This window comes from Homoserinimonas sp. A447 (assembly GCF_054489325.1).
This window is the reverse complement of record NZ_JBTMWW010000001.1, coordinates 2260368-2280589: the sequence shown is the minus strand read 5'-3', so window position 1 is coordinate 2280589 and position 20222 is coordinate 2260368. Positions and strand designations below refer to the sequence as shown.

The 20222-nt window shown below is 67.1% G+C and carries 22 protein-coding genes; 19 read left to right on the top strand and 3 right to left on the bottom strand.

Annotation, left to right across the window (positions count from 1 at the left end; all coding sequences use genetic code 11):
• The first annotated feature begins 34 nt into the window (after window positions 1-34).
• From tilS to ACX3O0_RS11140, 14 genes are all read left to right on the top strand, one after another.
• Entirely contained in the window at window positions 35-1180 is a 1146-nt protein-coding gene (gene tilS / locus ACX3O0_RS11205; protein ID WP_459107768.1) for a tRNA lysidine(34) synthetase TilS, read from the top strand.
• Between the two features lie 2 nt (window positions 1181-1182).
• Entirely contained in the window at window positions 1183-1734 is a 552-nt protein-coding gene (hpt, locus tag ACX3O0_RS11200) for a hypoxanthine phosphoribosyltransferase (protein WP_459088839.1), read from the top strand.
• Window positions 1735-1960: 226 nt separating this feature from the next.
• Window positions 1961-3958 (top strand): ATP-dependent zinc metalloprotease FtsH, encoded by a 1998-nt coding sequence (gene ftsH / locus ACX3O0_RS11195; protein ID WP_459107767.1) that lies wholly within the window; start codon window positions 1961-1963, stop codon window positions 3956-3958.
• A gap of 8 nt (window positions 3959-3966) precedes the next feature.
• Window positions 3967-4587 carry a GTP cyclohydrolase I FolE gene (gene folE / locus ACX3O0_RS11190; protein ID WP_459088833.1) on the top strand — a complete coding sequence of 207 codons (621 nt, stop codon included), beginning with the start codon at window positions 3967-3969 and terminating at the stop codon, window positions 4585-4587.
• Window positions 4580-5401 (top strand): dihydropteroate synthase, encoded by an 822-nt coding sequence (gene folP / locus ACX3O0_RS11185; RefSeq protein WP_459107766.1) that lies wholly within the window; start codon window positions 4580-4582, stop codon window positions 5399-5401. Before folE ends, folP begins: the two co-directional genes overlap by 8 nt.
• Complete coding sequence (gene folB, locus ACX3O0_RS11180; protein WP_459107765.1) at window positions 5391-5756, top strand: dihydroneopterin aldolase; 366 nt, start codon at window positions 5391-5393, stop codon at window positions 5754-5756. Before folP ends, folB begins: the two co-directional genes overlap by 11 nt.
• A complete protein-coding gene (gene folK / locus ACX3O0_RS11175) occupies window positions 5753-6295 on the top strand; it encodes a 2-amino-4-hydroxy-6-hydroxymethyldihydropteridine diphosphokinase (protein WP_459107764.1) in 543 nt (180 codons plus the stop codon). The genes folB and folK overlap by 4 nt, the downstream gene beginning before the upstream one ends.
• On the top strand, window positions 6292-6765 hold the full coding sequence (locus ACX3O0_RS11170; protein ID WP_459107763.1) for a DUF3180 domain-containing protein: 474 nt from the start codon (window positions 6292-6294) through the stop codon (window positions 6763-6765). Before folK ends, ACX3O0_RS11170 begins: the two co-directional genes overlap by 4 nt.
• 21 nt (window positions 6766-6786) lie before the next feature.
• Window positions 6787-7269: a PH domain-containing protein gene (locus ACX3O0_RS11165; RefSeq protein ID WP_459088823.1), complete on the top strand. Its 483-nt coding sequence runs from the start codon at window positions 6787-6789 to the stop codon at window positions 7267-7269.
• Window positions 7266-8864 (top strand): PH domain-containing protein, encoded by a 1599-nt coding sequence (locus ACX3O0_RS11160; RefSeq protein WP_459107762.1) that lies wholly within the window; start codon window positions 7266-7268, stop codon window positions 8862-8864. The genes ACX3O0_RS11165 and ACX3O0_RS11160 overlap by 4 nt, the downstream gene beginning before the upstream one ends.
• Window positions 8861-9595 carry a Rossmann-like and DUF2520 domain-containing protein gene (locus tag ACX3O0_RS11155; RefSeq protein WP_459107761.1) on the top strand — a complete coding sequence of 245 codons (735 nt, stop codon included), beginning with the start codon at window positions 8861-8863 and terminating at the stop codon, window positions 9593-9595. Before ACX3O0_RS11160 ends, ACX3O0_RS11155 begins: the two co-directional genes overlap by 4 nt.
• Before the next feature lie 103 nt (window positions 9596-9698).
• Window positions 9699-10541 (top strand): pantoate--beta-alanine ligase, encoded by an 843-nt coding sequence (panC, locus tag ACX3O0_RS11150; protein ID WP_459107760.1) that lies wholly within the window; start codon window positions 9699-9701, stop codon window positions 10539-10541.
• Between the two features lie 176 nt (window positions 10542-10717).
• Entirely contained in the window at window positions 10718-12217 is a 1500-nt protein-coding gene (gene lysS, locus ACX3O0_RS11145) for a lysine--tRNA ligase (protein ID WP_459107759.1), read from the top strand.
• 31 nt (window positions 12218-12248) lie between these two features.
• On the top strand, window positions 12249-12422 hold the full coding sequence (locus ACX3O0_RS11140) for a hypothetical protein (RefSeq protein ID WP_459107758.1): 174 nt from the start codon (window positions 12249-12251) through the stop codon (window positions 12420-12422).
• An 18-nt stretch (window positions 12423-12440) separates the two neighbouring features.
• Here the strand turns inward: ACX3O0_RS11140 and ACX3O0_RS11135 are convergent, their stop codons facing one another.
• A complete protein-coding gene (locus tag ACX3O0_RS11135; protein ID WP_459107757.1) occupies window positions 12441-13361 on the bottom strand; it encodes a LysR family transcriptional regulator in 921 nt (306 codons plus the stop codon).
• A 121-nt stretch (window positions 13362-13482) separates the two neighbouring features.
• Between ACX3O0_RS11135 and ACX3O0_RS11130 the strand changes: the two genes are divergently transcribed.
• From ACX3O0_RS11130 to ACX3O0_RS11110, 5 genes are read left to right on the top strand one after another with little or no spacing between them, the layout of a single operon-like run.
• A complete protein-coding gene (locus tag ACX3O0_RS11130) occupies window positions 13483-15153 on the top strand; it encodes a thiamine pyrophosphate-binding protein (protein ID WP_459088809.1) in 1671 nt (556 codons plus the stop codon).
• Window positions 15154-15201: 48 nt separating this feature from the next.
• Complete coding sequence (locus ACX3O0_RS11125; RefSeq protein ID WP_459107756.1) at window positions 15202-16251, top strand: ABC transporter substrate-binding protein; 1050 nt, start codon at window positions 15202-15204, stop codon at window positions 16249-16251.
• A 20-nt stretch (window positions 16252-16271) separates the two neighbouring features.
• Window positions 16272-17057, top strand: coding sequence for an ABC transporter ATP-binding protein (locus ACX3O0_RS11120; RefSeq protein ID WP_459088805.1), 786 nt, complete (start codon window positions 16272-16274; stop codon window positions 17055-17057).
• Window positions 17054-17833, top strand: coding sequence for an ABC transporter permease (locus ACX3O0_RS11115; protein WP_459088803.1), 780 nt, complete (start codon window positions 17054-17056; stop codon window positions 17831-17833). Before ACX3O0_RS11120 ends, ACX3O0_RS11115 begins: the two co-directional genes overlap by 4 nt.
• On the top strand, window positions 17830-18627 hold the full coding sequence (locus ACX3O0_RS11110) for an ABC transporter permease (RefSeq protein ID WP_459107755.1): 798 nt from the start codon (window positions 17830-17832) through the stop codon (window positions 18625-18627). Before ACX3O0_RS11115 ends, ACX3O0_RS11110 begins: the two co-directional genes overlap by 4 nt.
• Window positions 18628-18638: 11 nt before the next feature.
• Here the strand turns inward: ACX3O0_RS11110 and ACX3O0_RS11105 are convergent, their stop codons facing one another.
• Both ACX3O0_RS11105 and ACX3O0_RS11100 read right to left on the bottom strand, forming a co-directional pair.
• On the bottom strand, window positions 18639-19607 hold the full coding sequence (locus ACX3O0_RS11105; protein ID WP_459107754.1) for a pirin family protein: 969 nt from the start codon (window positions 19605-19607) through the stop codon (window positions 18639-18641).
• Window positions 19604-20194, bottom strand: a complete 591-nt coding sequence (locus tag ACX3O0_RS11100) for a hypothetical protein (protein ID WP_459107753.1) — start codon at window positions 20192-20194, stop codon at window positions 19604-19606. Before ACX3O0_RS11100 ends, ACX3O0_RS11105 begins: the two co-directional genes overlap by 4 nt.
• Window positions 20195-20222: the final 28 nt, after the last annotated feature.

The following is a 20222-nucleotide window of genomic DNA, read 5'->3' as shown; positions in this document are numbered from 1 at the left end:
TTGTTTTTCGCGAGTGCTGCAATAACGTTACTGGATGACCTCCCGCCGCCCGCGCCTCACCCCAGCGATCGCCGACGTGCGCAGGGCCGTGCGGGAGTCGCTCGCGTTGGTGCCGTTCCGGTCGAATGTGCCCGGCGCAACGGGCACATTCGACCGGAACGGGCACAATGACGAATCGGATGGCCCGAGCGACCTGGTGCTGGTCGCCCTCAGCGGGGGAGCCGACTCGCTGGCGCTGGCCGCCGCAACGGCTTTCGAGGCGCCCCGCGCGCGGCTGCGGGCGGGTGCCGTCATCATCGACCACGGCCTGCAGGATGCTTCGGCCGAGGTTGCGGAGCGTGCCGCCGAGCAGGCACGGCACTTGGGGCTCGATCCGGTGGTGGTCACGCGCGTGCAGGTGGGAACCGTCGGCGGGCCCGAGGCTGCCGCCCGGGACGCCCGGTACGCAGCGCTCGTCGACATCATCCAGTCGACGGATGCCGCGGCGCTCCTTCTCGGTCACACCCTCGACGACCAGGCGGAGACAGTGCTGCTCGGCCTCGCGCGCGGAAGCGGCGCCGGCAGCATGCAGGGGATGGCATCGGTTGTGCACGCTGAGATCCGGAATCCGGCGGTTCCAGGTGCCGGTGAACCGCCGAATTCCGGATCTCAGCACCCGCACCTGCTGCTGCGACCCTTGCTGGGCATCCGCCGATCCACTACCGAGGCGTTCTGTGCCGACTCCGGACTGGAGCCGTGGCACGACCCGCACAACCTCGACCCGGTGTTCACCCGGGTCCGCGTGCGCACCACGGTGCTGCCGATGCTGGAAGACGAGCTCGGACCGGGGATCGCGCTCGCGCTGGCTCGCACCGCCGAACAGTTGCGCGAAGACGAGCAGGCCCTCGACCACTTCGCCGAGGAACTCATCGAAGACCTGGCGGAGCATGCCGAGGCGGGCATCGCCCTGGCGGTGCGCGGGCTGGAAGCGAACCCGCCCGCGTTGCGGCAGCGGATCATCCGCCTCGCCGTCTCCGCGGAGTTCGGCCTGGCCATCAGCCGTGCCCAAACACTGGAGGTGGCGCGCCTGGTGACCGACTGGCACGGGCAAGGCGCCGTTCACCTGCCGGGCGTTAGGGTTGAACGGCACGGGCACCTGCTGGTGTTCTCGTCGGCATCGAAAGATCGGGAGCCTCACTAACCATGGAATTCAGCGACGTCGCGGATGACCTGACCAGCACGCTTTTAAGTGAGGAGGAGATCCACGCGAAGATCGCGGAACTCGCCCGTCGCATCGAAGCCGATTACGCCGGCAAGGAGCTCCTGCTGGTCGGTGTTCTGCGGGGTGCGGTGATGGTGATGGCGGACCTCGCGCGTGAGCTGACCATCCCGCTCGAGATGGACTGGATGGCGGTTTCCTCATACGGGTCGGGCACCCAGTCGTCCGGTGTCGTGCGCATCCTCAAGGACCTGGACTCCGACCTGCACGCCCGCAACGTGCTGATCGTCGAGGACATCATCGACTCCGGGCTCACCCTGTCGTGGCTTCGGGCGAATCTGGAGAGCCGCGGCGCGGCATCCGTTGAGATCTGCGCACTGTTGCGCAAGCCGGAGTCGGCCAAGGTCGAGGTGGACGTGCGTTACGTCGGCTTTGAGATTCCGCCGGAGTTCGTCGTCGGCTACGGCCTCGACTACGCCGAGAAGTACCGCAACCTGCGCGGCATCGGCGTGCTGGCCCCCCACGTCTACGAGTAGCCCTCCGCGGGTCGCCCCTCAAGCGGGTCGAAGCCCGACGGGAAGTCGTCCTTAAAGCGGGTCGAGCTTGTCGAGCGCCGTAATGAGCCTGTCGAAGTGACCAGCCGAGCTTGTCGAGGCCCGCGGGGTTGTCTACTAAGCGGGCTTGAGCGAATGCAGGATGCGTTACGCCTCCAGCAAACAGGGGGGCGGCGCTCAGGGGGCGCACGATAGCCTTACAAGCACTATGAATCTGAAGAAGTTCCTCCGCGGCCCGCTGGTCTACATCGCCGTGGCGATCATTGTCGTCTCGGTGGGCTTCAGCCTGTTGGGGGGCTCCGGTTTCCAGGAGATCGACACCCAGAAGGGCATGGCGCTGCTCCAGGATGACAAGGTCGAGTCGGCCAAGATCATCGACGGACAGCAGCGGGTCGACCTGGTACTGAAGAACGCCGGAGACAACGGCAACCAGGTGCAGTTCTACTACGCGAGTGCTCGTGGCGCCGACGTCGTCGAGGCCGTCAACAACTCGAGCCTGAAAAGCTACGACGACGAGGTGGACAACGGCAGCTGGCTCACGTCCATGCTCGGCCTGATCATCCCCTTCATCATCATCGGCCTCATCTTCTGGTTCCTGATGTCGAGCATGCAGGGCGGCGGCAGCAAGGTCATGCAGTTCGGCAAGTCGAAGGCGAAGCTGGTATCCAAGGAGGCCCCGAAGGTCACGTTCGACGATGTCGCCGGAGCCAACGAGGCGATCGAGGAACTCGAGGAGATCAAGGAGTTCCTGACCGACCCGGCCCGTTTCCAGGCGGTGGGTGCCCGCATCCCGAAGGGCGTGCTGCTGTACGGCCCCCCCGGAACCGGTAAGACCCTGCTCGCCCGCGCCGTTGCCGGTGAGGCGAACGTGCCGTTCTACTCGATCTCCGGCTCCGACTTCGTCGAGATGTTCGTCGGTGTCGGTGCGAGCCGTGTTCGCGACCTGTTCAAGGAGGCCAAGGAGAATTCTCCGGCCATCATCTTCGTCGACGAGATCGACGCCGTCGGTCGTCACCGCGGTTCCGGGATGGGCGGCGGTCACGACGAGCGTGAGCAGACCCTCAACCAGTTGCTGGTCGAGATGGACGGCTTCGACGTCAAGACGAACGTCATCCTGATCGCGGCGACGAACCGTCCGGACATCCTGGACCCGGCCCTACTTCGTCCGGGCCGTTTCGACCGCCAGATCGGTGTGGATGCTCCCGACATGCTCGGCCGCAAGAAGATCCTCGAGGTGCACGGCAAGGGCAAGCCACTGGCGGCCGGCGTCGACCTCGAGGTGCTCGCGCGGAAGACGCCTGGCTTCACCGGTGCGGACCTGGCCAACGTGCTCAACGAGGCTGCGCTACTGACCGCACGCTCCAACGCGCAGCTGATCGACAACCGGGCACTGGATGAGGCTGTCGACCGCGTCATGGCCGGCCCACAGCGCCGCTCCCGGGTGATGCGCGACCAGGAGAAGCTGATCACCGCGTACCACGAGGGCGGTCACGCGCTCGTTGCCGCAGCGATGAACAACACCGACCCCGTCACGAAGATCACCATCCTGCCGCGCGGTCGCGCCCTCGGCTACACGATGGTGATGCCGCTGGAGGACCGCTACTCGGTCAGCCGCAACGAACTACTCGACCAGCTCGCGTACGCGATGGGTGGCCGCGTCGCCGAGGAGATCGTCTTCCACGACCCGACCACGGGGGCATCCAACGACATCGAGAAGGCGACAGGCACCGCCCGCAAGATGGTCACCGACTACGGCATGAGCGCGAACATCGGTTCGGTCAAGCTGAGCTCCGGTTCCGGCGACATGTTCCTCGGCCGCGACATGGGCCACTCCCGTGACTACTCGGAGAGCCTCTCCGAGCAGGTCGACGCCGAGGTGCGTGCCCTCATCGAGGCCGCGCACGACGAGGCCTGGACGGTGCTGTCGGAGAACCGGGACATCCTCGACAAGCTGGCATCCGAGTTGCTGGAGAAGGAGACCCTCGACCACAACCAGATCGCCGAAATCTTCCAGGATGTGAAGAAGCTGCCGGAGCGGCCACAGTGGCTGTCGAGCAAGAAGCGGCCGGTATCGACGCGTCCGCCGGTCGACCTTCCGGCGAAGGCGCCCATTGACTCCGGTGCCGTCGACGGTGGCGTCGACTCCGGCCCGACGCCCAAGCCGAAGCGCGCCCCGCGCAAATCGCCCGGTATCGCCACCGCGTAAGGGAAGACATGCCCCGCACCACAGGCAGTGTTGCCACGACCTCGACGTCGGGCGTCGACACCGAGCGCATTCAGGCGGCCGTCACCGAGTTGCTGTACGCGATCGGCGATGACCCGTCGCGCGCCGGCCTTCTCGCAACTCCGGGCAGGGTAGCGCAGGCGTACGGCGAGTTTTTCTCCGGCGTCGGCGTCGACCCGCTGACGCACCTGGCCCACCCGATCTCCGGTGACTCGGGTGGTGAGCTTGTCCTGCTGCGCGACATCGAGTTCCGTTCGATCTGCGAACACCACCTGCTGCCGTTCCTCGGCGTCGCCCACATCGCATACGCACCCGGCGACAGCATCGTCGGGCTGGGCAGCCTGGCACGCGTGGTCGACACCGTGGCGTCCAGGCCGCAGTTGCAGGAGCGGCTGACCGAGGAGATAGCGGATGCCCTGAACGATGGATTATCGCCGCGAGGAGTGCTCGTGGTGACCGATGCGGTGCACGGATGCGTGACCGCCCGCGGTGTGCAGCAGGTGCGCAGTTCCACGGTGACCGTCGCCAGCCGGGGCATTCTTTCCGACCCGATCGAACGCGCTGAGGTCATGGCGCTCATTGGGCAGGCTGAGGGGTCGACCAGTGCCTGAGACCCGTCCCCGCATCATGGGGGTGCTCAACGTCACCCCCGACTCGTTCAGCGATGGCGGTGAGTTCGCCCAGCTGGAGGCCGCGATCGACCACGCGGTGAAGATGGTGGGCGCGGGCGTTGACGTGATCGATGTCGGCGGTGAGACTACGCGGCCGGGTGCCGAACGCATCCCGATCGCCATCGAGCAGAAACGTGTGCTGCCGGTCATCCGCGAACTGGTGGACCGGGGAATTCGGGTGAGCGTCGACACCATGAATTCGAAGACGGCTGAAGCTGCCGCCGAGGCCGGTGTCGCCATCATCAACGATGTCTCCGGCGGCCTGTCCGACCCGGCCATGCGCCAGGTGGCTGCCGACAGCGGGCTCGACTTCATCGCGATGCACTGGCGCGGACACAGCTCCGGGATGGACGACCTGGCGGTCTACGACGATGTCGTGCGGGATGTTCGCAACGAGCTCGAGCAACGCGTCGCCGAACTGATCGTGGTCGGCGTGCACCCTGAGCGCATCATCGTCGACCCGGGTCTCGGTTTCGCCAAGACGGCCGACCAGAGCTGGTTACTGCTCGCCCACCTGCGAGAGCTTCACAGTCTCGGGTTCCCGATGCTGGTGGGCGCGTCTCGCAAGCGCTTCCTCTCGACATTGCTGCCGGAGGGTGCGGATCCGAAACTCCGCGATCCCGCCACATCCATCCTGAGCGCCCTGGCGGCGGAGGCCGGCGCCTGGGGCGTGCGGGTGCACGATGTAGCTGGCACGCGTGCCGCGCTCGACCTGTGGTCGCGGTTGAAGGATGATGCTGACCATGACCGGTGACCATCTCACCCTGACCGGGCTGAGGGCTTTCGGCCACCACGGGGTGCTCACCGAGGAGCGCGAGAACGGTCAGGAGTTCGTGCTGGATGTCACGGTCTGGCTGGACTTTCGCGCGGCATCCGGTGGCGACGACCTCGAGCAGACGGTGCACTACGGCGTGCTCGCCGAGCAGGTCGTGGCCGCCGTGGAGCGCGACCCGGTCGACCTGATCGAGACGCTGGCCGAGCGGGTGGCCGCGCTGGTGCTCGGGAACCGTGCGGCGAACGCCGTGCGCGTGACCGTGCACAAGCCGAGCGCACCCATCACCGTGCCGTTCGCCGATGTCTCCGTGACCATCACGCGGGTGCGCGAGTGACGGGCGCGGCGGTCGAACGCGCCGTGATCGCCCTGGGCAGCAACCTGGGCGACCGGGAGGCGACTATTCGGGCCGCTGTCCACGACATCGACGCGGTGCCTGGGGTTCGCGTCGTCGCAGCATCCGCTCTCGTCGAGTCTGGCGCCGTCAAGCCCACCGGCCTGGACGAGTCTGCGCCTCGCTACCTGAACGCCGTGATCCTTGCCGAGGTGACCATCACGCCGCTGGAACTGCTTGGCGCGGTCAACGCGATCGAGCAACGCCACGGCCGCGTGCGCGAAACGGTGTGGGGCGATCGCACGCTGGATGTCGACCTGATCGCTGTCGGCACCATGCGCGAGGACAGCGAACGCCTCACGCTGCCGCATCCGCGCGCCTGGCAGCGGTCGTTCGTCCTGACACCGTGGGCGCAGGTCGATCCGGATGCTGTGCTTCCGGAACATGGACGCGTCGCCGACCTGGTCGCCGGGCTGGACGACGCGGTGTGGGAGTTCCCGGCGGCGCCGCTGCTCGCGGCTGGAGAACGGACGCCGTCGTGAAGCGCACCTCCGCGCTGACGCTCGCCTTGTTCGCCGTGGTCGGGCTGGCGGTCGGCATCGCCGTTCAGGTGGGGCTCGCGCAGTCCGGGCAGCCCGGTGTTCGCCCTCCTCTCACGCTGGCGATCGGGCTGTCGCTGATCGGCCTCGTGGATCTCGCACTGGCCTGGCCGATTCGCAAGGTCGCGAACGGCACCGCGAAGGCCAGGGTCGACCCGTTCTACGCGACGCGAGTGGTCGTGCTGGCGAAGGCGTCATCGATCGCCGGGGCACTGCTGGCGGGTGCTGCGGCCGGTTTCGCCCTGTACCTGCTCTCGCGGACCATGCCGCCTGTAGGCTCGATCGGGTTCTTCATTTCGATGTTCGCCGGCGCCATTGTGCTGATGGTCTGCGGCCTGGTCGCAGAGAATATGTGCAAGCTCCCGCCCGAAGACACGCAAGAAACGCAGGACAAGAAACCAGCTGAGGCGTAGCCGTTACTAGTAGAGGGATCGATGACCAATCGACTTGAGGTTCCGGAACTGACCTGGCGGCGCATTTCGCCGAAGTTCATCGTCTCCGAGATCGTCAGCAACCTGGCCTTCTTCGGCGTGCTGGTCGCGGCGGGCCTGGTCTTCGTGGTGGTCGGCTGGGACTGGGCCTGGTGGGTGCTCATCCCGGCCGCCGTGATCCTGCTGGTCTCGCTCGCCATCACACCCCGCCGTGTTCGTGCCTACGGGTATCAATTGCGCGAGGACGACCTGGTCTTCCGCAAGGGGATCATGTTCCTGCGCCTGGTCGCTGTTCCGTACGGCCGCATGCAACTGGTCGACATCAACCGGGGACCGCTGTCCCGGGCCCTCGGGTTGAGCGAGCTGAAGTTCGTCACCGCCGCGGCGTCCACCGGGATCACCATCCCCGGCCTGCTGGCGGCGGATGCTGAGGAGTTGCGTGACCACCTGGTCGCGGTCGCCGAGAGCCGCCGGGCGGGGCTGTGACCGAAGTCGATCAGCCTGGCACGCCCGGGCCCACGCCGCCCGTTGCTGACGATCAGTCAGAGTCGACCGGCGGCGCGGGAATGGCCGCGTCCCTGACCGACGGAGAGTGGCACCGGATGCACCCGGCGTCGCCCCTGTTGAAGGGCGGCATCACCCTCATCGCCATCCTCGGCATCGTGGTGGCGAACATGCGCGAGCGCCTGATCAACATCTTCGTCCCCGGGTACGCCGGCGAGGGGGACCCGGTCGATTACGTTCTCGACAATGGCTATGTCGGCCTCGCCCTGCTCGTGCTCGCGATCTTCCTGATCATCCTCATCGCCGCGTTCTACGTCTCGTGGCGGATGCACAGCTTCCGCATCACCAACGAGGTCGTTGAGGTGCGGTCGGGCATCCTGTTCCGCACCAACCGGAAAGCGCGCCTCGACCGTATCCAGGGCATCAACATCGTGCGGCCGTTCTTCGCGAGGCTGTTCGGTGCGGCGAAGCTCGAGGTCAACCAGGCGGGGGCGGATGCCAACGTGCAGTTGTCCTACCTCGGGTCGGCGGCGGCGGATGACCTCCGTCGCGAAGTGTTGCGGTTGGCATCCGGTGCCCGTCGCGCCGACGCGCTGGCGGCACAGCCTGCGGAGGCCGGCCACGGGCTGATCGACCGCCGGGTGCACGAACTGCTGGCGCCAGAACTCGACCCGAACGCTGCGCCGCCGGAGGCAGTCGTCAAGATCCACCCTCTCCGCCTGATCGGGTCTGTGCTGCTCAGCGGCGCGACCATCTTCCTCATCCTGGCCATCGCCGGCGCGGTGGTCTCGGTGGTCGTCTGGGAGAACTTCGGGCTGCTCTTCACCCTCATCCCGGCGATCATCGGTTTCGGCAGTTTCTACGTGAACCGCGTGACCAAGTCGCTGCGCTACTCGATCGCCGGCACCCCGGACGGCGTTCGGGTCGGTTTCGGCCTGCTCAGCACCAGCAACGAGACGCTGCCGCCTGGGCGCATCCACTCGGTGCTGGTCAGCCAGCCGCTGCTGTGGCGTCCGGCCGGCTGGTGGGAGATCAAGGTGAACCGGGCCAGCCAGTCGACGGCCAAGGGCGCGGCCGGCCAGGCGAACACCACGATCATGCCGGTCGGCGACCGGGCGGATGTCATGCGCGTCCTGGCGCTGCTGCTCCCGAAGCTCACCACCGAGGAGATGACGAAGCTGCTCGAAGACGGCCTCACCGCGAAGGGCACCCAGGGCGACGGCTTCACCAACTCCCCGAAGCGCGCCGCCTGGTTGCGCTGGTTCTCGTGGCAGCGTAACGGGTTCGCGATCACTCCCGACGCGGTGCTGCTGCGCAAGGGCGTGGTGTGGCGCGGCCTCATCGTCGTCCCGACTCCGAGGGTGCAGAGTGTCTCCGTCAGCCAGGGTCCGCTGTACCGGGCGTGCCGGCTGGCCGCAGTGCAGTTGCACACGGTTGCCGGGCCGATCACGGCCGAGCTGGGTGCGGTCGATCAGGATGCCGCCCTCGGTTTCTTCACGGATGTCGCGACCACCACCATCCAGTCGGTCGCTGCTGACACCTCCCACCGGTGGCGGGCAGGGGAAGCCCCGGCATGAGCGATCCGCAGGGGTTCGGCGGGCCGAAGCGCCGGCAGTCCGGGCGGTTGGGGATCGGGATCATCGGCGCCGGGCGGGTCGGTCCTGTGCTGGGTGCGGCGCTCGCCGGTGCCGGGCACGCCATTGTCGGCATCAGCGCGATCTCCAGCGAGAGCCGCGACCGCGCTGAGGCCATGCTGCCCGGGGTGCCGGTGCTGGAGATCCCCGCCATCGTGGAGCGCAGCGAGCTTGTGATCCTCGCCGTGCCGGAGGCCGAGCTGGCCGACCTGGTGAGCGGGCTTGCCGCCACCGGCACCTGGCAGCCGGGCCAGCTGGTGCTGCACACGGCTGCACGGTTCGGCATTTCGGTGTTGACCCCGGCACTGGCCGCCGGCGCTATTCCCCTCGCGGTACATCCGGCCATGGCCTTCACCGGCACCAGCATCGACCTGGTGCGCCTGCGGGAGGCGTACTGCGCCGTCACCGCACCGGCGCCGGTGCAGCCGATCGGGCAGGCGCTGGTGGTGGAGATGGGTGCCGAGCCGGTGCTCGTCGATGAGGCCGATCGCGCCGCGTATGCGGAGGCCATCGACACCGCCACCAGTTTCTCGGCCGCGATCGTCGGGCAGGCGACCGCTCTGCTGGACGGTATCGGCGTCGAGGCTCCGGGGGCGGTGCTGGCGCCGCTGGTGCGCTCAGCCGTCGAGAACGCGCTCGCCGGCCCCACCCCGACCTTCCCGGAGGACGTGTGACTTCCGCCTCGCATCGGCCGCCGCGCGCTGTTTTCCGTGGGACGCGGCCGCATTCGCACGCGCGTTCCACTGAAAACGGCGCGCGCCGGGAAAGGGTAGTCGCATGACCGGCCCCATCACGACGATCGGTGAGCTGCGGATGCGGCTTGATGCGGAGCGCGCGGCCGGCCGCACCGTCGCCTTCGTGCCGACCATGGGCGCCCTGCACGACGGACACCTGGCGCTGGTGCGTCACGCGACCGAGGTGGCGGATGTGGTGGTCGTCAGCATCTTCGTGAACCCACTGCAGTTCGGTCCCAGCGAAGACCTCGACCGCTACCCGCGCACGCTGGAAGCTGACGTGGCTGCGCTGGCTCCGGCGACGATTGTGTTCGCCCCGACCGCCACCGACATGTACCCGGACGGCGAGCCGCAGATTCATATTGCCGCCGGACACGTCGCCACCCTGTTCGAGGGTGCCACCCGGCCGGGCCACTTCGACGGCATGCTCACCGTGGTCGCCAAGCTGTTCAATATTGTGCAGCCCACGGTCGCCGTCTTCGGGCAGAAGGATGCCCAGCAGGTCTACCTGGTGAGGCGGATGATCGCCGACCTCAACCTGCCGCTCGAGCTCGACATCGTGGAGACGGTGCGGGAGCCGGACGGCCTCGCGCTGTCCAGCCGCAACCGTTACCTGGGTGCGGACGAGCGTCGCGCCGCGCTGGTGCTGTCGGCCGCGCTGGAAGCAGCGGCAGCATGCGCTTCCCAGGGGGCGGACTTCGCCCGGGTGGCGGGCCGCAACCTGGTCGCCGACGAGCCGCTGGCTGAGCTCGACTACTTCGACCTGGTCGACCCGGCGACCTTCCTCCCGGTCCCTCCCGACTTCCGCGGCACCGCCACCGCGATCATCGCCGCCCGGGTAGGCACCACCCGCCTCATCGACAACCGGGAGATCATGCTGCCGTAACCAGCGTCGGGGTCAAGTGTTTTGCGGGGTGTCGAGTTTTGAACGATTGGGTCGGACACGCTTTTCGTCCGGCTCAATCGTTCAATGTCTGAGCTGAGGAGCAAATCGCTTGATTCCGACGCCACCCGGCTCAACCCATAAGCTTGAGGCTTGACTCAAGGAGAAGCCGCAGCGCCATGACAGACCCCGCAATCCCCACTGAACCGACCGAGGAAGAGCTGTCTGAACAGGCCCAGGTTCGGCTGGCCAAGCGTGAGCGGCTGATCGAGTCGGGCGCCGGTGCCTACCCGGTTTCACTGCCGATCACGACGACCGTCGCCGAAGTGCGGGCGAAGTATCCAGACCTGGAAGCGGATGCCGTCACCGGCGAGACGGTGGCGCTCGCCGGTCGCATCGTGCACCTGCGCAACACCGGCAAACTGTGTTTCGCCTCGCTCCAGTCCGGTGACGGGCAGCGCATCCAGGCCATGGTGTCGCTCGCCGCGGTCGGCGAGGAGTCTCTCGCGCTGTGGAAGGAGCTGGTCGACCTCGGTGACCACCTCTTCGTCTCCGGAGAGGTCATTTCCTCTCGTCGTGGCGAGCTGAGCGTGATGGTGGCGGAGTGGAAGGTCGCGGCCAAGGCCATCCGCCCGCTGCCGAACCTGCACGTGGAGCTCAGCGAGGAGACGCGGGTGCGCTCCCGCTACCTCGACCTGATCGTGCGCGAGCAGGCGCGGTTCACGGTGCGTGCCAGGGCGAAGGTGAACGCCTCCCTGCGGGCCACGTTCGACGCGTACGAGTATCTCGAGGTCGAGACGCCGATGCTGCAGACCATGCACGGCGGAGCATCCGCCCGCCCCTTCGTCACCCACAGCAACGCGTTCGATACTGAACTGTTCCTGCGGATCGCTCCGGAGCTGTTCCTCAAGCGTGCCGTCGTCGGCGGGATCGAGCGGGTGTACGAGATCAACCGCAACTTCCGCAACGAGGGTGCCGACTCCACCCACTCGCCGGAGTTCGCCATGCTGGAGGCGTACCAGGCGTACGGCGACTACAACCAGATGGCCGACCTGACGCAGGAGCTGGTTCAGAACGCGGCGATGGCGGTCTCCGGTAGTCACATCGTGACCTGGGCGGATGGCACGGAGTACGACCTGGGCGGGCAGTGGGACCGCGTGTCGATGTACGACTCGCTGGTCGCGGCGTCCGGGCTCGAGGTCACCCCGCAGACGGACCTCGCCTACCTGCAGGAGCACGCCGCGAAGATCGGTGTCGAGGTCGACCACCCCACCCACGGCAAGCTGGTCGAGGAGTTGTGGGAGCACTACATCAAGGTCGACCTGGTGCGGCCGACGTTTGTGATGGACTTTCCCGTCGACACGTCGCCGCTGGTGCGCGACCACCGCTCGGTGGAGGGTGTCGTCGAGAAGTGGGACCTCTACATCCGCGGCTTCGAGCTGGCCACCGGATACTCGGAGTTGGTCGACCCGGTCATCCAGCGCGAGCGGTTCGTCGCCCAGGCGAAGCTGGCCAGCCAGGGCGACCACGAGGCGATGCGCCTGGATGAGGAGTTTCTGCGGGCGCTCGAGCACGGCATGCCGCCGAGCGGCGGCATGGGCATGGGCATCGACCGGCTGCTGATGGCGATCACCGGGCTCGGCATCCGCGAGACGATCCTGTTCCCCCTGGTGAAGTGATTCTCAGCGCGGCACGCGTATCCTTGTACTCGTGTTAGAAGACTTCTGGGCGAATGCGGTGTTCTCGGTGACGCCGACCATCCTGATCGGGCTGGTGTTCTGGTTGATCCTGCGCTCGATCATCCGCGCAGACCGCACCGAACGCACGGTCTACGCCCGTATCGAGGCCGAGGAGCGGGCCAAGCGCGAGCTGCTGGCGCCGTAGCGTCGGCCACTGCGGCTCCTACTTGGCGCTCGCCGCGCCTGAGCGGTTTTTCAGCGTCTCCCTGATCGTGCCGAGGAACCAGGCCTCGGGCGCACCGCTGTCGCGGTGGGAGATCAGCCGGATCGAAGTCGACGGCGAAGGGAACGGCAGCTCCAGGATCTTCGTATCGTCGAGTTCAGTCAAATCGATGAAGCCGTCGATAGGGACGATCGCCACAAATCCGCACTGCGCGACGATCTTCGGAAGCGACGTGAATCGGTGCACCTCAACGTGCGGGGTGTCCGAGAGAATGCCGGCGCCGAGGGTCGTCACAGCTTCGGCGATCGCCCGGTGACCCGCCGAGGGGCCGACACGCACCTCGGGAAGCCGCCGCAGGTCATCGACACGGATCGTGCCGTCGTCGTCGGGGAGGTCGCCGCGCACCAGACATCCGTACCGATCCTGGAACAGGACCTCCTGGTTCACCGGTCCGTGCACGGGCGAGCTGGTGATCGCGGCGTCGATGTCGCGCGATAGCACGTCGCGTCCCACCGTTTCAATGTCGAGTGGCACCGTCTCTATCCGGATGCCGGGTCCCGATTGGCGCAGGGTGTCGAGAATCCGGGGCAGTAACCCCGCCTCTCCGAGGTCGGTGAGGGCGATCCGGAACCGCCGCGTCGACGTCCCAGGATCGAAGCGGGCTGTGCCCTCGGTGCTTTCGGCGATCTGCGAGAGTGGACCGCTGATCTCGGCGTAGACGTCCGTCGCCAGCCGTGTTGGCCGCACCCCCGTCCGCGTCCGAACGAAGAGGGCGTCGTCGAAGTGCAGTCGAAGTCGCTTGAGTGCATAGCTGACCGACGGCTGCGACATGTGCAGCGCCGCTGCGGCGAGGGTCAGATTCTTCTCGCGGTAGACGACAACGAAGGTGCGAAGCAGGTTGAGGTCGATGCTGGGTTGCATGTCTCATTATCTATCTGGTTGATAAGAAGAACGCCAATTATCTATTGGCCACGATTTCATAACGCGTCTACCGTGGTAACCACCTGGCTGTCTGACGGTCGGGGAGAAGGTGGGAATTGCGATGACGCAATCGATCAGGGTCTCCGACGCCGTTGGTCGCGTCCTCGCCGAGCTCGGGGTATCCCACGCCTTCGGTGTCGTCGGTAGCGGCAACTTCCGGGTCACGAACGCCCTGGTCGAAAACGGGGCGACCTTCATCGCTGCCCGTCACGAGATGGGTGCCGCATCCATGGCCGACGCCTACTCGCGCATCACGGGCCACGTCAGTGTCCTGACCGTGCACCAGGGATGCGGGCTCACGAATGCACTTACCGGCGTTGCCGAGGCCGCCAAGTGCCACACGCCACTGCTCGTCCTGAGCGGCGACACCGCGACCGGTGATGTCACCTCTAACTTTCACATCGATCAGGATGCCGCGGTCGCCGCCATTGGCGCGACACCGATGAGGATCCACTCGGCGCGTACCGCGATCGCAGACACCGCCCGCGCCTTCCACGTCGCAAAACTCGAACGCAAGACGGTCGTGCTCTCCCTCCCCATCGACATCCAGGAGGAGCTCATCGAGTATCCGGCCGCCCGTCCGGCGGCAGCACTCCACGTGGCGGGCACGACAGTGTCGGCCGCGGAGGTCGAACCCCTCGTGGAACTGCTTACCCGTGCCGAGCGCCCGGTCGTGCTCGGCGGGCGCGGGTCGCGTGGCGCGAAGGGTGACCTCCGCGAGTTGGCCGCTGCAGCCGGCGCGCTGCTGATCGCCTCGGGGGGCGCCCGAGGTGTCTTCGAGGGCGACGAATGGGCGCTCGACATCATGGGCGGCTTCGCCACCGAGGGCTCCGCAAATCTGGTCCGGGAGGCAGACCTCATCGTCGCATTCGGGGTTGCGCTCAACGACTGGACCACCCGCGGTGGCGACCTCACCAACGGCGCAACTCTCGTCCAGGTCGATGACCGTGCCGACGCGATCGGAAAGAACCGCCTCGTCGATCTCGGGATCGTTGGAGACGCCGGAGCGGTTGCCCGTGCCGCGCGGGAAGCGCTGCTCGTGGCCGGTCCGGCCCGCACGGGGTACCGCACCCCCGAGGTCGCCGATCGGGTCAAGAGCGCGCGCTACTGGTCGGAACAACCGGTCGAGCCGATGTCCGAGCCTGGGTACGTCGACCCCGCCCTCCTGACGAACGCCCTCGACGTTATGCTCCCGATGGAGCGCGTTGTCCTCGTCGACGGAGGGAACGTGAACTGCTACCCGGGCGCGCACCTGCGAGTCCCGGATGATCAGGGCTACTGCCTTCCGCTGTCGTTCCAGGCCATCGGCCTCGGACTGGGCAGCGCCATCGGCGCAGCGGTCGCCCGACCCGACCGCATGCCCGTACTCGGCGTCGGCGACGGATCCCTCCTGATGGCGGCGGCGGAACTTGAGACCGCCGTGCGGCTCGGGCTCGGCATGCTGATCATCGTCTACAACGACAGCGCCTACGGGGCCGAGGTCCATCTGTTCCCCGGGGCCAGCGCTGCTGAGCAGGAGATCGTGCGATTCCCGGAGACCGACATCGCAGCGATCGCCCGCGGGTACGGCTGCGACGCGATCACGGTCCGCACCCTTGACGACCTCGAGGGGGTGTCGGCCTGGCTCGACTCCGCTCGCGATCGGCCGCTGCTCATCGACGCCAAGATCACCGGGAGGCCGTCATGGATGATGGCCGCCGGTCACGACTTTGCCGGGGACGCACTCGACTAGAACGCCTGGCCGACACCCACACCACCAAAGGAACAAAGGAGTTTCACCATGAGGCACAGCATTTCATCACGAACGCGGCGCTCTGCGCTCGTCGCGGCGGGGGTCACCGCCGCCCTGATCATCAGTGGGTGCGCGGCCACCCCGGCTGCGGATGACGCAGAAGGTGGTGAGACCGGCGACGTCATCCGCGTCGCCTACCTGGCCACCGGATCGTCACTGCCGCTCTTCGTCACCGCCGAGAAGCACGCGGAGGAGGCGGGTATCACGCTCGAAATGATCGAGGTGACCAGCGGAAACGAGTCGATCACCGGCGTTGCGACCGGTCAGTTCGACGTCGGATTCGCCGGAATCGGCTCGGCGGCGTACAACGCCTTCGATGAGGGTCTGCCGGTGCGCTACGTCGCCCCGATGCACGCGGGCTACGTGGAGGACTACTTTATCCTCTCCTCACAGATAGCCGCCGATTCCGATGCCGCCGCCGAACTCGCGGAGGACATGTCGGACCTCGCCGGTGAGACGTTCGCGGTGAACGCACCCGGCGTCGTGACCGAGGCGCTCCTCGGTTTCGCCCTCGAGCGGGCCGGTCTCTCGATCAATGACATCAACGTCGAGCACATCCCCTTCCCAGACCAGGTGCCTGCGCTCGCGAACGGGGGGATCGCCGGAGGTATTCTCTCCGAGCCGTTCCCGACGCAGGCGGAGAGCAACGGCGCCGGGTACCGGCCGTGGGAGACACCGACCGACGCTGAGCCCATGCCGTTCACGGGGATCATCTTCAACACGGACTGGTCGGATGAGAACCCCGAGCTGGCGGAAGGGTTCATGGAGGCTTACGCCAATTCGGCGGCTGAACTCGCCGAAGGAGGCTGGGATACCGATGAGATGCTCGGCTTCATCGAGTCATACACTGGCGCCGACCCCGCCGTGGTCGCGGCGTCACGGCAGCACCACATCACCGCCGACCTGAGCGTCGACCTCGATGTCGTGCTCGGTTACCAGGAGTTCTTCATGGAGCAGGGGTCGCTGAACTACTCGGAGATCATCCCCGAGGAGGATATCTGGGACTTCACCTGGCGTGACGCCGTTCTCGATAACTAACATCAAGGATGGCCGGCATCGTGAACGACAATGTCAAAGTGCGGCTGACCGACGTCTCGAAGCGTTTCCCCGGCAAGCAGGAGGTGACGGCCCTCGAGAACATTTCGCTGGACATCGCCGAAGGGGAGTTCGTTTCGATCGTCGGTCCGTCGGGGTGTGGGAAGTCGACCCTCCTGCGCCTCGTCGCCGGCTTGCACGAGCCGACGTCGGGAACGGTGGACATCGCCACCTCGAAGCCAGGACGGCCGAAGACCGCAATGGTGTTCCAGGAGCATGCGCTGTTCCCGTGGCTCTCCGTGCGGGACAACGTGATGTTCGGTCCACGCAACCGGAGCGTCCCCAAAGCGGAGGCAGCGGACATCGCGGATGCCCAGCTGTCACGCTTGGGGATGGGCAAGTTCGCGGACTTCTACCCCCACCAGCTGTCGGGCGGGATGAAGCAGCGCGTCGGGATTGCGCGCGCCCTGGCGCAGGACTCCGAGATCCTGCTCATGGACGAGCCGCTTGGCGCGCTGGATGCGCAGACCAGGACGCTCCTCCAGGAGCAGATCCTGGAACTGCGCCAGGAGTCGCAACCGACCGTGCTGTACATCACTCATGCGATCGATGAGGCAGTCTTCCTCTCCGACCGAGTCGTCTTGATGTCGGCGCGACCCGGTCGGGTGCGCGAGATCATCGAGCTCGACTTCCCGCTATCTCGGGGGCCGGAACTGCGCGGCACCAAGGAGTTCGCTGAGCTCTCGCAGGGCATCTGGAATCACCTCCGCGACGAGGTTCAGGCCGCCATGGCAGTAGACAGCCGGTGATCGCCCGCTTCTTCCGCGAGAAGTGGGCGGCCATCGTCGGACCGGTTCTCGTACTCGGCATCTGGGAAGTGCTGAGCCGCACAGAGGTGCTCCGCCCGACGTTCTTCCCGCCGCCTTCTGAGATCGTCGCGCGGGGCACGATCATCTTCGACGTCGAATTCGGTCTGGGCGGGGACCTTGTCGCGACTGTCGTGCGGGTGCTCATCACGATCGCTCTCGCGATCGTCATCGGGGTGACATTCGGAATCGCCATCACCGCATCCCGCTGGACCGAGAGCGGATTCGGCACCGTGCTGGCCTTCCTGTACCCGATCCCCGGAGTTCTCTTCTTCCCATTCCTCACCTTCGTGCTCGGCCGCACCGAGGCGGCGATTCTCCTGACGGCGCTCGTGACGCCGCTGGTGGTCATGGTGCTTTACACGGTCGCCGGCGTGCGGAGCATCGACCAGACGCTCCTTGAGGTCGCGCACAACTACGAGTGCCGCGGGTCCCGGCGTTTCTTCCGGGTGCTCCTGCCGGGCTCGCTGCCGTCGATCGTCACGGGGATCCGGATCTCCCTCGGGTTCGCCCTGATCGCCGTCATCGCGATCGAGATGGTCGGCGCGCCGACCGGGCTCGGCAACTTCTTGTGGACGAACTGGCAGATCCTTCGGGTGACCGACATGTACGTCGCCCTCCTCTGCATCGCCGTCCTCGGCCTGCTCAGCTCCGCCGGGTTCGAAGCGCTCGCCGGTCGCCTCCTGCCTTGGCGCGTGGATACCCGGGTGGCCTCGTGAGCCCCGCCGTGCGGTCCTGGGCACAGCTGCTCGCGATCCCGATCCTCCTCGTCGTCGCCTGGGAGCTGACAACACGGTTGGGGCTGCTCGACCCGCGTTTCTTCATCCCGCTGAGCGATGTCGCAGCGGTGACGGTCGACCAGTTCCTGAACGGCCGCCTCGGGGTCGACCTCCTCGTCACGCTGCAGCGACTGGGCTTGGCGTTCTCGCTCGCGGCTGTCTCCGGGGTGATCATCGGCGTCGCATCCGGGCAATGGCGCATCGTGGAAATGTTGATCCGTCCGGTGACCGACACCCTCTACCCGCTGCCGAAGATCGCCATCCTGCCGCTGTTCATCATCATCGTCGGACGCGGTGAGGTTGCCTACATCCTGACCGCCTTCGCCACGGCGTTCTTCCAGATCATCATCAGTACGAGGGGAAGCGTGCGGAACGTCGACCCTGAGCTGATCGAGGCGGCACACAACTTCGGGGCCACCGGCGTGCGGTACTTCACCCGATTCCTGTTCCCCGCGATCTCCCCCGCGCTCGTGAGTGGCCTGCGGTTGGGCCTGGCGACGTGCCTCATCACGCTCATCGCCGCCGAATACGTCGGTGCCGAAAGCGGGATCGGGTCGATGATCCGCCGCGCGGGGCAGCAGTTCGCGGTCGATCAGGTTTACGCCGGCATCGTGCTGACGGGCGTGCTCGGCTTGTTCATCAACGTGCTGTTCCGCGTACTCGAGCCCGTTCTGCTGCCGTGGCAGAAGGGCGGGACGCGCACGGGTGCGCGCCTGCTCGGACCGGGTGCCTGAGCCCGTCGACGCTAACCCCGCGGCTTGAGCCGCACCGTCGGCATGGCCGGCGCCGGCAGCGGTGGCCCGTCGTAGCCCTGCACGACGCCGAAGTGCCCGGCATCCGTTCCCCCACCGACGACCTCTGACTGCCATTGCGCCCGATAGGCGACGACCTCGTCGTGGCTGCGCCCGATGAAGTTCCACCACATGACGATCTGCTCGTTCAGTGGCTCGCCGCCGATGAGCACGAGTCGCGATGCCGTGGTCGCTTCCAGTCGGAGTTCCTCGCGACCGGGGGCCAGGTAGGCGAGATGCGATTTCGGCACCGGGTTGCCCTCGACGCTGACCACGCCGCTGTCGACGAGAACCCCATGCTCGAAGCTGGAGGCGATGGGCAGCGTGATCGACTGCCCGGCCTTCAGGTCGACCTGCGCTCCGACCAGCGGACTGAACGTGGTGGCCGGCGACTTCTGGCCGACCAGGCTGCCGATGAACACGCTGATGCTGCCCTCCGGAAACTCGACGACCGGCGGCACATAGTGCTCGAACATCGGGCGGGTGTGCCGGGAGGCGTCGGGAAGTGCGGTCCACAGTTGAACGCCGTGCAGCATCCGCGTTGTCGATGTGGACACTTCGGAATGCTGGATGCCGCGGCCGGCCGTCATGAGGTTCAGCTCGCCGGGGCGCACCATCGCGTGGGCGCCGGAGGAGTCGCGGTGCTCGACCTCGCCGGCGAACAGCCAGCTCACCGTCTGCAACCCGGTGTGCGGATGCGGCGGCACGACCATGCCGCCGGTGACCGCGACGTCATCCGGTCCGTAGTGGTCGGCGAAGCACCAGGCCCCGATCAGGGAGTGCCCGCGCTGGGGCAGCGTGCGGCGTACGTCCATGGCGCGGGGGCCGCCGAGCGGTACGTCGCGTGGTTCCAGGATGCGGAAGCCGTTGGCATCTTCAGAGGTGCAGACCAGCTCTTCGGGGTCGCGTTCGAGGTTGCTCATGGCGTTCTTTTTGCTGGTTCCGTCGTGCCAGGGTTTGCCGGCGTCGTATCGGAGGGCGTGGGGCCTGGCTCTTCAGTGGGCGTCGGTTCCGGTTCTGGTTCTGGTTCCGGTTCTGGCGCCAGCTCGTCGGGCGGGCTCGGCTCGCTGGTGGGCTGCTCCGTCGGTGTCTCGATTGGAGGTATGGTCGGCGAGACCGACACGCTCGGGTCAGGTGAGGTCGTGGGTCCCGGGGTGTCGCCCGCCCACGGTTGCCAGAGGCCGATCGCGATCGCAGCGCCCATGATCAGCACGGCTGCGGCGATCAGCCAGGGCACCGGAGACTTACGGTCGGGGGTCGTTGGCGGCGGAGCAGCGCCGCCACCGCCGGCTCCAACCGTGGGTTCGGAGGAGTAGTCGGCGATCGGAACGTAGGGCGCGATCGGTTCCGTCGACGCCGGCACAGGCTCGAAGGCGACTGTTGGGGCATCCGCTTCGCCCGGGGCGGCGCCCGCGGCAGCGGCGGCTGCCGCTTCGGGAGGTATTTCCGGCAGCGGCTGCGTGGGCTGCTCGTCTGGGTCCACTCCGTGGTCGGGCGGGTCCTGCGGCATGGTCGGCTCCCATCGTCCGTGAAACCAG